The sequence below is a fragment of the Nocardioides aurantiacus genome, assembly GCF_003752505.1.
Classification (GTDB): Bacteria; Actinomycetota; Actinomycetes; order Propionibacteriales; family Nocardioidaceae; genus Marmoricola; species Marmoricola aurantiacus.
On sequence record NZ_RKHO01000001.1, the window covers coordinates 1,547,030 to 1,559,358 of the forward strand.

Annotated in this window: 11 protein-coding genes; 6 read left to right on the top strand and 5 right to left on the bottom strand. The window is 72.1% G+C overall.

Annotated features, from left to right (window positions below):
* Positions 1-2: 2 nt before the first annotated feature.
* The 5 genes from EDD33_RS07375 to EDD33_RS20275 form a co-directional block, all read right to left on the bottom strand.
* Positions 3-770, bottom strand: a complete 768-nt coding sequence (locus tag EDD33_RS07375) for an ABC transporter permease (protein WP_246003415.1) — start codon at positions 768-770, stop codon at positions 3-5.
* Positions 767-1,705, bottom strand: coding sequence for an ABC transporter ATP-binding protein (locus EDD33_RS07380; RefSeq protein ID WP_246003416.1), 939 nt, complete (start codon positions 1,703-1,705; stop codon positions 767-769). The genes EDD33_RS07375 and EDD33_RS07380 overlap by 4 nt, the downstream gene beginning before the upstream one ends.
* Before the next feature lie 32 nt (positions 1,706-1,737).
* Positions 1,738-2,250, bottom strand: a complete 513-nt coding sequence (locus tag EDD33_RS07385; protein WP_123389753.1) for a mycothiol transferase — start codon at positions 2,248-2,250, stop codon at positions 1,738-1,740.
* Positions 2,251-2,326: 76 nt separating this feature from the next.
* The gene (locus tag EDD33_RS07390) at positions 2,327-4,714 is read right to left on the bottom strand and encodes a zinc metalloprotease (protein ID WP_123389754.1); all 2,388 of its coding nucleotides are present in this window, start codon (positions 4,712-4,714) and stop codon (positions 2,327-2,329) included.
* Positions 4,711-6,165, bottom strand: a complete 1,455-nt coding sequence (locus tag EDD33_RS20275; RefSeq protein ID WP_211332455.1) for a hypothetical protein — start codon at positions 6,163-6,165, stop codon at positions 4,711-4,713. The genes EDD33_RS07390 and EDD33_RS20275 overlap by 4 nt, the downstream gene beginning before the upstream one ends.
* 266 nt (positions 6,166-6,431) lie before the next feature.
* On the opposite strand from EDD33_RS20275, the gene EDD33_RS07400 reads away from it, so the two are divergent.
* From EDD33_RS07400 to EDD33_RS07425, 6 genes are all read left to right on the top strand, one after another.
* Entirely contained in the window at positions 6,432-7,187 is a 756-nt protein-coding gene (locus EDD33_RS07400; RefSeq protein ID WP_425463841.1) for a helix-turn-helix transcriptional regulator, read from the top strand.
* Complete coding sequence (gene sufB / locus EDD33_RS07405; RefSeq protein WP_123389755.1) at positions 7,184-8,602, top strand: Fe-S cluster assembly protein SufB; 1,419 nt, start codon at positions 7,184-7,186, stop codon at positions 8,600-8,602. Before EDD33_RS07400 ends, sufB begins: the two co-directional genes overlap by 4 nt.
* Before the next feature lie 169 nt (positions 8,603-8,771).
* Positions 8,772-9,941 carry a Fe-S cluster assembly protein SufD gene (sufD, locus tag EDD33_RS07410; RefSeq protein ID WP_246003417.1) on the top strand — a complete coding sequence of 390 codons (1,170 nt, stop codon included), beginning with the start codon at positions 8,772-8,774 and terminating at the stop codon, positions 9,939-9,941.
* Positions 9,941-10,267, top strand: coding sequence for a non-heme iron oxygenase ferredoxin subunit (locus EDD33_RS07415; RefSeq protein WP_123389756.1), 327 nt, complete (start codon positions 9,941-9,943; stop codon positions 10,265-10,267). Before sufD ends, EDD33_RS07415 begins: the two co-directional genes overlap by 1 nt.
* Position 10,268: 1 nt before the next feature.
* Positions 10,269-11,045, top strand: a complete 777-nt coding sequence (sufC, locus tag EDD33_RS07420; RefSeq protein WP_123389757.1) for a Fe-S cluster assembly ATPase SufC — start codon at positions 10,269-10,271, stop codon at positions 11,043-11,045.
* Between the two features lie 3 nt (positions 11,046-11,048).
* Complete coding sequence (locus tag EDD33_RS07425; RefSeq protein ID WP_425463842.1) at positions 11,049-12,329, top strand: cysteine desulfurase; 1,281 nt, start codon at positions 11,049-11,051, stop codon at positions 12,327-12,329.

The following is a 12,329-nucleotide window of genomic DNA, read 5'->3' on the forward strand; positions in this document are numbered from 1 at the left end:
GTCTACTCCCACTGGAAGGTCCTCGCGGTCAGGGCCGCCCCGACGACGGCCCAGGCGGTCAGCACCAGCCACGCGCCCCAGGCGGCCTCGCCCGAACACAGCGCGCTGCGCAGCGCGTCGCCCAGGGCGCCGGAGGGCAGCAGCCGGGTGACCCCGCCCGCCGAGCCGTACGCCGAGGAGGGGAGCACCACCGCGCCGCCGGCCAGCAGCAGCAGGTAGACCAGGTTGGCGGCGGCCAGCGTCGCCTCGGCCCGCAGCACCCCGGCCACGAACAGCCCGAGCGAGGCGAAGGCCGCAGTGCCGAGGACCGTGCTCACCAGCGCCGCCGGGAGCGAGGCGTCGGGGCGCCAGCCGAGCGCGAGCGCCACGCCGGCGATGACGACCACCTGCAGGGCCTCCACGAGCAGCAGCCCGAGCACCTTGCCGAGCAGCAGCCCGGTGCGGGGCAGCGGGGAGGCGCCGAGCCGCTTGATCACGCCGTAGCGCCGCTCGAACCCGGTGGCGATGGCCAGCGAGGTGAACGACGTCGACATCACCGCCAGTGCCAGGACCCCGGGCGTGAACTCGTCGACGGCCCGCCGGGACAGGTCGAGGCCGATCCGGTCGGCGCCGAGCACGGCGCCCACCAGCACGACCACGGGGATCACGACGGCGAGCAGCAGCTGCTCGCCGTTGCGCAGCAGCAGCCGCGTCTCCATGCCCGCCTGGGCGAGCACCTGCGAGGCCAGCGGGGCACCGCCGGGCCGGGGGCTGAGGTCGAGAGGAGTCACGCCAGGCCCCGCCCGGTCAGCTCGAGGAAGACGTCCTCGAGGGTGCGCTGGCCCAGGTTGAGCGACTCGGGCAGGACCCGCTGCTCCTCGCACCACGCCGAGACGACGGCGAGGGTCGTGCTGTCGGCGGGACCGGTGATGAGCAGGCTGACGTCGCTGATGGTGGTGACCTCCAGGTGGCCGCCCAGCGAGGCCTGCAGCGAGTCGGGGGCGCCGACGGGGAAGGGCTTGGTCACGACCAGCCGGATGGTCGAGGTGCCGCCGCGGGTGAGCTGGAGCGGCGTACCGCTCGCGATGACCCGCCCCCGGTCGATGATGTGGATCAGGTCCGCCAGCCGCTCGGCCTCGTCCATGTGGTGGGTGGTCAGCACGACCGTGACGCCGTCGGTGCGCAGCTGGCGGAGCAGCTCCCACGTCGTACGACGGGCGGCGGGGTCCATGCCGGCGGTCGGCTCGTCGACGAAGACCAGCTCGGGCCGTCCGACGAGCGCGAGCGCCAGCTTGAGGCGCTGCTGCTGGCCGCCGGAGAGTCGCCGGTACGGCGTACGGCCGCAGTCGCCGAGACCCAGCCGGTCGGCCAGCGCGTCGACGTCGAGCGGGTGGGCGTGGAGCCGCGCGACGTGGCGCAGCATCTCCAGCGCGCGTACGCCGGACCACGCGCCGCCGTCCTGCAGCATCACCCCGATGCGGGGGAGCAGCGCCCGCCGCTCTCGCTGGGGGTCGAGCCCGAGCACCCGCACGGTGCCCTGCTGGGGGGCGCGGTAGCCCTCGCAGGTCTCCAGGGTCGTGGTCTTGCCGGCTCCGTTGGGCCCGAGCACGGCGGTGATGGTGCCGCGCTCGACGCGCAGGTCGAGGTGGTCGACGGCCGTCTTCTCGCCGTACCGCATCACCAGTCCCGTCACCTCCACGGCGGGGGAGGGAGCGGCGTCGGGCACGGGGAGAAGTCTACGAACCGGGGTGGTGAGGCTCAGAGCAGACCCTTGACGTACGCCGCCTGGCCGAGGTGCTGCAGGCAGTCGCCGATCACGCTCACCAGCCGCACGCCGGCCGTGACCGGCGGGTCCCAGTCCTCGTCGACCACGCGGTCCAGCTCGTCGGGCCCGACCCCGGAGGCCGGGTCGAGACGGCGCAGGTAGGAGAGCGTCCGCTCGTGGACGGCCTGGTGGTAGGCCACCAGCAGGTCGAGGTCGGCGACCCGCACGGCTGCGACCTCCTCCGGACCGTGTCCGTAGCCGAAGTCCTCGAGGTCCAGGGGCAGGTCGAAGCGCCCGGCCCAGCCCGTCCAGGCCTGGGGGTCGCCGGAGAGGCCCGCCACGTGGTCGTCCAGCACCCGCGAGGTGTGCCAGAGCAGCCAGACGATCGGGTTGCCCCGGTCCAGCGGCCGTCGGTGCGCGTCGTCGAGCTCGAGTCCGTCGACGACGGAGTCGACCAGCTCGCGGATCCGTCCGACGTGGTCGACGAGCAGGGCGTGGGGGTCCATGACACCGACGCTACGTCGGGCCTGGGGGAGCGCCGGACGGCGCCGGTCCGGACGGCCGGCGCGAGACCCCGGCCGGTCAGGGCGCCGCCGTGGCCCCGTCCGTGGTCGGCGCGGTCTGGCTCTCCCCCTCGGCCGGTGCGTCGGTGGGGGTCGGGGTGGGCGACCCGCCCTCGGTCGTCGTGCCGCTCGTGGGGGTGGGGGACGGGGACGTGCTCGGCGCGGACGACCCGGTCCCTCCCGGGGACTCGGGGTACTCCGGGGCCTCGGGATCGGCGGGCGTCGTGCCGGACGGGGATGCGGACGGGCTGGGTGAGCTGCTCGCCGTGGCCGACGCCGTCCCGGCCGCCACCGGTGGCGCGCTGCCCAGGATGGCGACGATCTCGGCCTTGAACCCCTCGAGCCGCGCCGCGACCTCCGCGAGCGGGTAGGAGGTGATGGTGCGGCCGAGCTCGATCAGCCGGCCCCAGACCTCGCCCAGGGCGAGCAGCTGCTCCTCGCCCGGCTCGCTCGCCACCGAGAGCACCAGCTGGTTGGCGATGGCGGCGGTGATGCAGCGGTAGCAGTCGTAGTTGGCGGCGACCGCGAGGTTCTGCGGGACGATCACCCGCGCGTCGTCCATCACCAGCACGACCTGGAACGCGACGGCGACGGTCACGCAGTCGGAGCACGACGCGTAGGCGCGGGCCTCGTTGACCTGGAGCACCTCGTCGCCCTCGGCCCACACCAGGGCGAACGCGACGTCGTAGGACACGCTGTCGTCGCGCGTGTTGACGGCCAGGGCCTGGTTGTCGCCCTCGGAGGGCGGGAGCGGCCGGTCGAAGGGGAACACCCACGGCTGCTCCGCGCCGTCGCCCGCCCCGCTCGCCCCGTCGCCGGTCCCGGCGCCCGCGTCGCTGCGGACGAGCACCATCGCCAGTCGCGGCTCGGCCTTCGTGGGCAGCCGCTCGCCCTTCCCGAAGGTCGCGGCCAGCGGGTCGGAGCCCGCCAGGCGCCGCTCGGCGGCGGCCCCCGTGACCGAGGCCGAGGCGGCCGGGGCGGCCTCGACGGCCGGGCCCCTCACCGCGCCGGGCAGAGCAGCGGTCAGCAGGCCCTTCTCGTCGGGTCCGATGGGGCGGTAGGCGCCCGGGCGCGGAGCCCAGGCGAAGGACAGGAAGATCGCGACGGCGGCCACGAGCGCCACGGCGGCGGTCCGGCGGCCGACGGAGCCGCGGCTCCAGGCCACCAGCCCGGTGCTCCACCGCAGCACGAGGCGCCCGAGGATCATCCCGCCGGCCACGACGGGCAGGACGACGGCCAGCACCTGGACCACCTGGGCGGCGACGTCGACGGGGTCGCCCTGGGACCAGGCGGCGCCGACGGCCGAGGAGCTGTCGCCCATCGCGGCCCAGGCGGAGCCGACCAGTCGCGGGAAGGCCTTGACGAGCGTGAAGAGCATGAAGGCCATGAGCGGCACGGTCACCAGCACCCAGGCGGTGATGACGACCCGTGCCCAGGGCTTGAGCACGCGGTTCTCGTCGTCGCGCCAGTGGTGGGGCAGCAGGCCCAGGAGCGTGGGCCGGATCCGCTGGTAGAGGTCGGGGACGCCGGTGAGGTCGGCGAGGACGTGGTAGCCGTCGAAGCGCAGCAGGGGCATCAGCTGCTGCACCATCTGCAGGACCTGCGTGGCCACGAGGAGCAGCAGGGCGTCCCAGCCGGTGGCCCACCAGCCGACGAAGGTGAGCACCACGACGACGGCGTTGAAGTAGAGCCCTCCCAGGTCCGTGCGCAGCCGGCCTCCGCGGGGGAGGCGGTAGCTGTCGGTCACGTCGGTGTAGAACGCCGGCCAGACGAGGTAGAGGCCGGCGCCGATCACCCCGGGCACCGCACCGCCGTAGCGGGCGGCAGCGGCGTGACCGAACTCGTGGAAGCCACCCGACAGCACGGTCACCACGAAGACCAGGAGCAGCAGGTGGGGCCGCTGGAAGGCGTCGTACGCCGCCGGGGCCAGCCCGTGCCGGAAGAAGACCCACCCGGTGACGGCCAGGAAGGCCAGCACCACCGCACCCATGACGCTCGGTCGGAAGAGGATCCGGAACGGGTCGGTGATGCGGCGTGTGGCGGCAGGGTCGGTGACCTTGAACCGCATCTTCAGCCCGAGCAGGGGGTCGGAGCGCTTCAGGGCCGGCTCGCTGCCGTCGGCCAGCTTCAGCAGGCCCAGCGGCCGGAGCTGTTGGTCGACCAGCGTGGCGACGACCTCGGGGGTCACCTCACGGCGCACACGCTCGCGCACCCGGGCGGCGACCTCCTCCGGGCTGCTGTGGCCGTCGATGGCGTCGAGGACGGCGTACAGCAGCGGCGTGAGCTGGAGCGTCTGGCCGTCGCCGCGTCGCACCAGTGCAGGTGGGGTCCGGTAGCCGGACCCCACCATGGTCCCGAGCAGCTGGAGGCCGTCGGCGCGCGCCGGCGCGTCGACGAGCGCGGTCACGGCGCCGTGGTGGGCGTGCCCTGGTCGCCGGTGCCGGCCGACGTGGTGTCGGCCGGGGCCTCAGTCGGGGTCTCGGCCGGGGCCGGGGCCTCTGCGGGAGCCGGGTCGGTCGCGGCAGCGTCGCCGGTCGCGTCGGTGCCGTCCGCCGAGGCGGTGTCGGTGTCCGGCGGCTCGATCGAGCCCTGGTCGATGGCCGAGGTCTGCTCCGAGACCGCGTCGGCGGAGCCGGTGATCGACTGCGTGATGATGGCGTCCTGCTGGGCCAGGGCCGTGGCCTCGGAGTTCTCCGAGAGGATGTTGGCCGCCACGGAGGCGTCGATCGGGGCCGCGACGTTGGCGTTGGCCGCCACCGCGCCGTTGATCGGTGCCGCGAGGTCGGCGTCGAGGTCGACGTTGACGTCCACGTTGAGCAGGTCGCCCTTGAGCAGGTCGCCCGTGTCGAGCTGGTCGAGGGTGTCGGTGACGTCGTCCACGACGCCGCCGACCTGGCCGACGAGGTTGCCGGCGGCGTCGAGCACCTGACCGGTCAGCGGGTCGAGCGCACCCACGACGTTGCCCGCGGTGTCGACGACGTCGCCCGTGGCTCCGTCGAGGACGCCGACGACGTTGCCCGCGGAGTCGAGCACCTGGGTGCCGTCGACCAGGCCGGTCACCGTGCCGAGCAGGTCGCCGGTGAGACCGACCACCTGACCCGTCACGGGGTCCAGGGTGCCCACCACGTCGCCGGTCGGGTCGAGCACGTTGCCGGTGGCCCCGTCGAGCACGCCGACGACGTCACCGGTGGGCCCGGCGACGGACGCACCGTCCACCAGGTCCGTGACGGAGCCGACGACGGCCCCGGTGGTGTCGGTGACCAGGCCGGTGGCCTCGTTGAGGGTGCCCACCACCGCGCCGTCCGCGCCGAGGACGGTGCCGGTCGCCGAGTCGAGCGTGCCCACGAGCGCGCCCGTGGAGTCCACGACGAGGGCGCCGTCGACGGGAGCGCCGGCGGCAGCGGTGCCGGCGGCGTCCGCGGCGTCGGTCGTCCCGGCGGTCGCGTCGTCGACCGTCGTGGTCGCGGCCAGCGCGGGCTCCTCGCCCCCGGTGCCGCCGGTGTCGCCCGCGACCGGAGTGCCGGGCGTGACGGTGTCGGACTGGTCGATGGTGCTGTCCTGGATGCCGGTCGCGGACGCGTCGGCGTCGATGGTCTGCGTGACCTGCACGCCCTGGTCGGCCAGCGCCTGCGACGTCGAGCCGTCGGAGAGCAGGTTGGCGCTCACGGCGGCGTCGATCGGGGCCGCGACGTTGGCGTTCAGCGCGACGGCGAGGTCGATCGGCGCCGCACCGTCGATGGCGAGGTCGACGTCCGCAGCGAGGTCGAGGATCGAGACCACCTCCTTGTCCGGGAGGGCGGTCACCCCCTCGGACGCCAGGTCCTCAGCCGTGATGGGTGCGTACTCGTCGGTGCTCATGCGGTGTCCCTCTCCCTGTGCCGACCGGCGGGTGTGGACCAGTCGGACGCTCCTGTGTCGACGGGGACCGGTCCGTGGCCGGACGCGGGTCCTCGTGGGAAGACGCGTCGACCCGTCGGACGTGACGGCCCTCCGGGCCCCTTACTACCCTGGGGGGAACGGATCCACACCGAGTTCCCAGGAACACGGAGCGGCCGGTGGCGGCGGCAGGCGGGTAAGGGCAGCCTTATTTGAAAGGCCCCCACCAATAAGAGCACACTTGCGTTGTGGAAATCCCCAGCCAGAGCCTCGCCCCCGGCGCCACCGGCGTCGTGGACGGGCACGACCGGCCGACGCGTGAGCGCGTCGCCCGTTCGATCCTGGACAACGGGCCCTCCACCGCAGCGGTGCTGGCACAGCGGCTCGGGCTCACTCCCGCCGCCGTGCGCCGCCACCTCGACCAGATGATCGAGGACGGGACGCTCGAGTCCCGCGAGGCCCGCAGCGTCGGTGCCCGCGGCCGAGGCCGTCCCGCTCGGGCCTTCGCCCTCACCGAGACCGGTCGCGACCGGTTCGACCAGGCCTACGACGACCTCGCCGTGCAGGCGATGCGCTTCCTGGCCGAGACCGGCGGCGACGCAGCCGTCCGCGCCTTCGCCGAGCGTCGTGCCTCCCAGATCGAGCGGCGCTTCGCGGACCTCAGCGAGGAGCACCCCGAGCTGGTGGCCACCGAGGCGCTGGCCCGGGTGCTCTCCGAGGACGGCTACGCCGCCGCGGTCCGCGACGTGCCGGTGGGGGAGCAGCTGTGCCAGCAGCACTGCCCCGTGTCCCACGTTGCCCACGAGTTCCCCCAGCTGTGCGAGGCCGAGACCGAGGCCATCGGCCGCATGCTCGGCCGCCACGTCCAGCGCCTGGCCACCATCGCCCACGGCGACGGCGTCTGCACCACCTGCATCCCCTCGGCGCCCGGCACGACCGGCGCCGGGTCCCGCACCACCACCGGATCGACCACCGCTCCCCAAGGCAAGGAGATCGTCACATGACGTCCATCGAGGAGCTCAACCCCGAGCTCAAGGGCATCGGCCGCTACGAGTTCGGCTGGTCCGACAAGAACGACGTCGGCGCCAACGCCACGCGCGGCCTCAACGAGGACGTCGTGCGCAACATCTCCTCGCTCAAGAGCGAGCCGCAGTGGATGCTCGACCTCCGCCTGAAGGGCCTCAAGCTCTTCGGCCGCAAGCCCATGCCGACCTGGGGCTCCGACCTCGGCGGCATCGACTTCGACAACATCAAGTACTTCGTGCGGTCGACCGAGAAGCAGGCCCAGACCTGGGACGACCTCCCCGAGGACATCAAGAACACCTACGACAAGCTCGGCATCCCCGAGGCCGAGAAGGCCCGCCTGGTCTCCGGCGTCGCCGCGCAGTACGAGTCCGAGGTCGTCTACCACGCGATCAACGAGGAGCTCGAGGCCCAGGGCGTGCTGTTCCTGGACACCGACACCGCGCTCAAGGAGCACCCCGAGATCTTCGAGGAGTACTTCGGCACCGTCATCCCCGTCGGTGACAACAAGTTTTCCGCGCTGAACTCCGCGGTGTGGTCCGGCGGCTCGTTCATCTACGTGCCCAAGGGCGTCCACGTCGAGATCCCGCTGCAGGCCTACTTCCGGATCAACACCGAGAACATGGGCCAGTTCGAGCGGACGCTGATCATCGCCGACGAGGGCTCCTACGTGCACTACGTCGAGGGCTGCACCGCGCCGATCTACTCCTCGGACTCGCTGCACTCCGCGGTCGTGGAGATCATCGTCAAGAAGAACGCCCGGGTGCGCTACACGACCATCCAGAACTGGTCGAACAACGTCTACAACCTGGTGACCAAGCGCGCGACCTGCGAGGCCGGCGCCACCATGGAGTGGGTCGACGGCAACATCGGCTCCAAGGTGACGATGAAGTACCCCGCCGTCTACCTCATGGGCGAGCACGCCAAGGGCGAGACCCTCTCGATCGCGTTCGCCGGCGAGGGCCAGCACCAGGACGCCGGCGCCAAGATGGTCCACGCCGCGCCCCACACCTCCAGCTCGATCCTGAGCAAGTCGGTGGCGCGTGGCGGTGGCCGGACGTCCTACCGCGGCCTGATCCAGGTCAATGAGGGCGCCCACGGCTCCAAGAGCAACGTGCTGTGCGACGCGCTCCTGGTCGACCAGATCAGCCGCTCCGACACCTACCCCTACGTCGACATCCGCGAGGACGACGTCTCGATGGGGCACGAGGCATCGGTCTCCAAGGTCTCCGACGACCAGCTCTTCTACCTCATGTCGCGCGGCATGGAGGAGGACGAGGCCATGGCGATGATCGTGCGCGGCTTCGTCGAGCCGATCGCCAAGGAGCTGCCCATGGAGTACGCCCTCGAGCTCAACCGCCTCATCGAGCTCCAGATGGAGGGCGCGGTCGGCTGAGCCGCCGGAGCCGGCACAGCCGACCAGTGGGGCCTGCTCGTCCTCGCTGGCGCTCGTCCTCGGTGTGGTCACCGACCAGCCGACCGTCAACCAGAACTACCGAAAGAGTCTTGTGACTGTTGCAACCGAACCCGTGCGCGACGCGCTCGAGGTGCCGGAGGGGTCCCAGGTGGTCTCCCACCTGAACCCCCCGGCGTCCTACGACCTGGCCGACCACCCGGCGCCCACCGGGCGCGAGGAGGTGTGGCGCTTCACCCCGCTGAAGCGGCTCCGCGGCATCCTCGACGGCGAGGCGTCCGACGCCTCGCTGACCTGGACGACCTCGCTGCCCGAGGGCGTCACCGTCTCGACCATCACCGCGCAGGAGGCTCGCGACCTCGGTGAGCTCGGGCCCAACGAGCGGCCCGCCGCGCTGGCCGTGGCCAACGCGGGCGGGGCCGTGCTCATCGACGTGCCCGCCGAGCTGGTCGGCGACGAGCCGCTGGTCATCGACCTGTCGGGCACGTCGGCCGACGACCTCGTGTGGGGCCACCTGGTCTTCCGGGTCGGCCACCACGCCGAGGTGACCATCGTGGTGACCCACACCGGGTCCGCGCGCTACTGCGCCACGACGTCCTACCTCGTCGGCGAGGGCGCGCAGGTCGACGTCGTCAGCCTCCAGGACTGGGACGACGACGCGGTGCACCTGGGCCGCGACGCGATCCGCGTCGGTCGCGACGCGCGGGTCAAGCACACCTCGATCAGCTTCGGGGGCGACCTGGTCCGGATGCACGCCAACGTCTCGTACGCCGGCCCGGGTGGCGAGTCCGAGCTGCTCGGCCTCTACTTCGCCGACGAGGGCCAGCACCTCGAGCACCGGCTCTTCGTCGACCACGACGCCCCGCGGACCCAGAGCAACGTCCTCTACAAGGGCGCGCTGCAGGGCAAGGGCGCCCACACGGTGTGGATCGGCAACGTCTTGATCCGCAAGGTCGCCGAGGGCATCGAGACCTACGAGGAGAACCGCAACCTCGTCCTCACCGACGGCTGCCAGGCCGACTCCGTGCCCAACCTGGAGATCGAGACCGGCGAGATCGAGGGCGCCGGGCACGCCTCGGCGACCGCCCGGTTCGACGACCAGCAGCTGTTCTACCTCCGCTCGCGCGGGGTCACCGAGCAGGAGGCCCGACGCCTCGTGCTGCACGGCTTCTTCCACGACCTGATCCGCAAGGTCGGCGTCCCGTCGCTCGAGGAGCGGCTGACCGCCACCGTCGAGGAGGAGCTGTCGAAGAACGTCTTCCGGGCCGACCACGTCGTGCCCGTGGACCAGCCGACGGTCGCCGCGGAGGCCGGCGCCTGATGGCCTTCCAGCGCGCCTGCGCCCTCGCCGACCTGACCCCCGACCGGCCCCTGCGGGTCGAGGTCGAGGGGGTCGACGTCGCCGTGGTGCGCCACGGCGAGGAGGTCTTCGCCATCGAGGACGAGTGCAGCCACGCCGCGGTCGCCCTCTCCGAGGGCGACGTGGAGGACTGCACCATCGAGTGCTGGCTGCACGGCTCGCGCTTCGACCTCCGCACCGGCAAGCCCACCGGCCTCCCGGCCACCGAACCCGTTCCCGTCCTCGCCGTCCGACTCGACGGCGACGACGTCCTCATCGACCCCGACACCACTCTGGGAGACAACTGACATGGCAACGCTCGAGATCAAGGACCTGCACGTCGCGGTCGCCGCGTCCGACGAGGACGGGGGCTCCGAGGGGTTCAAGCAGATCCTCAAGGGCGTCGACCTCACCATCCGCGACGGTGAGACCCACGCGATCATGGGGCCCAACGGCTCCGGCAAGTCGACCCTGGCCTACTCCATCGCCGGCCACCCCAAGTACACCGTCACCCAGGGCTCGGTGACCCTCGACGGCGTCGACGTGCTCGCGATGAGCGTCGACGAGCGTGCCCGCGCCGGCCTGTTCCTGGCGATGCAGTACCCCGTGGAGGTGCCCGGCGTGTCCGTGGCCAACTTCCTGCGCACCGCCAAGACGGCCATCGACGGCGAGGCGCCCAAGCTGCGCACCTGGGTCAAGGACGTCAACGCCGCCATGGAGCAGGTCAAGATGGACACCGCGTTCGCGCAGCGCTCGGTCAACGAGGGCTTCTCCGGCGGCGAGAAGAAGCGTCACGAGATCGTCCAGCTCGAGCTGCTCGACCCCAAGGTCGCGGTGCTCGACGAGACCGACTCCGGCCTCGACATCGACGCGCTCAAGATCGTCTCCGAGGGCGTCAACCGCTTCAAGGCCAACGCCGACAAGGGCGTGCTGCTGATCACGCACTACACCCGCATCCTGCGCTACATCACCCCCGACTTCGTGCACGTCTTCGTCGACGGCCGGATGGTCGAGCAGGGCGGGCCCGAGCTCGCCGACGAGCTCGAGGCGCACGGCTACGACAAGTACGTCACGGCGAAGGCCTGAGTCGTGACCGCGACCGGCTCGAGCACCCTGCCGGGGCTGCTGCCCGACCTCGAGGTGATCCGCAAGGACTTCCCGATCCTGTCGCGGCGGCTGGCCGACGACCGGCCCCTGGTCTACCTCGACAGCGCGAACACCTCGCAGAAGCCGCAGTGCGTGATCGACGCGATGGTCGACCACCTCGAGCGGCACAACGCCAACGTGGCCCGGGCCATGCACCAGCTGGGCGCGGAGTCGAGCGAGGCCTTCGAGGCCGCGCGCGACAAGGTCGCGGCGTTCCTCAACGCCCCGTCGCGTGACGAGGTGATCTTCACCAAGAACGCCTCCGAGGCGCTCAACCTCGTGGCCAACACGCTCGCCTGGGCCCGCGGACCGCTCGAGGTCACCGACGGCGACCGGGTGGTGATCACGCAGATGGAGCACCACTCCAACATCGTGCCGTGGCAGCTGCTGACCCAGCGCACCGGCGCCGAGCTGCGCTGGTTCGGGCTCACCGACGACGGCCAGCTCGACCTGTCCGACATCGACGAGCTGATCACCGAGCGCACCAAGGTGGTCTCGCTGACCTGGGTGTCGAACATGCTCGGCACCATCAACCCGGTCGCCGAGATCGCCCGCCGGGCCCACGAGGTCGGCGCGATCGTCGTCGTCGACGCCTCGCAGGCAGCACCCCAGCTGCCCGTCGACGTGCAGGCGTCGGGGGCCGACGTCGTGGTGTTCACCGGCCACAAGGTGACCGGGCCGACCGGGATCGGCGTGCTGTGGGGCAGGCGCGAGCTGCTCGACCAGCTGCCGCCTTTCCTCGGTGGCGGCGAGATGATCGAGACGGTCACGATGGAGCGGTCGACGTACGCCGGGATCCCGCACAAGTTCGAGGCCGGGACCCCGCCCATCGTCGAGGCCGTCGGTCTCGGTGCGGCCGTGGACTACCTCGGCGCCATCGGGCTGGACAACATCCACCGGCACGAGCAGGCGATCACCGGCTACCTGCTCGAGGGTCTGGCGACCGTCCCGGGCGTGACCGTGCTCGGCCCGCTTGACCCGACGTTGCGCGGGGGAGCGGTCTCGTTCGAGGTCGACGGGGTCCACCCCCACGACGTCTCGCAGCTGCTCGACAGCTTCGGCATCGCCGTGCGCGCCGGGCACCACTGCGCCAAGCCGGCGCACAAGCGGTTCGGGGTGCAGAGCTCGACCCGCGCCTCGTCGTACCTCTACACCACGCCGGCCGAGGTCGACGCCTTCGTGGAGGGAATCATCGCCACCCAGAAGTACTTCAAGGTGGCATGA

Bases quoted from the DNA above. Each gene is read 5' to 3' on its own strand.
- EDD33_RS07385 (WP_123389753.1), bottom strand. From the start codon at position 2,250: ATGGACCCCCACGCCCTGCTCGTCGACCACGTCGGACGGATCCGCGAG.
- EDD33_RS20275 (WP_211332455.1), bottom strand. From the start codon at position 6,165: ATGAGCACCGACGAGTACGCACCCATCACGGCTGAGGACCTGGCGTCC.
- sufB (WP_123389755.1), top strand. From the start codon at position 7,184: ATGACGTCCATCGAGGAGCTCAACCCCGAGCTCAAGGGCATCGGCCGC.
- EDD33_RS07415 (WP_123389756.1), top strand. From the start codon at position 9,941: ATGGCCTTCCAGCGCGCCTGCGCCCTCGCCGACCTGACCCCCGACCGG.
- sufC (WP_123389757.1), top strand. From the start codon at position 10,269: ATGGCAACGCTCGAGATCAAGGACCTGCACGTCGCGGTCGCCGCGTCC.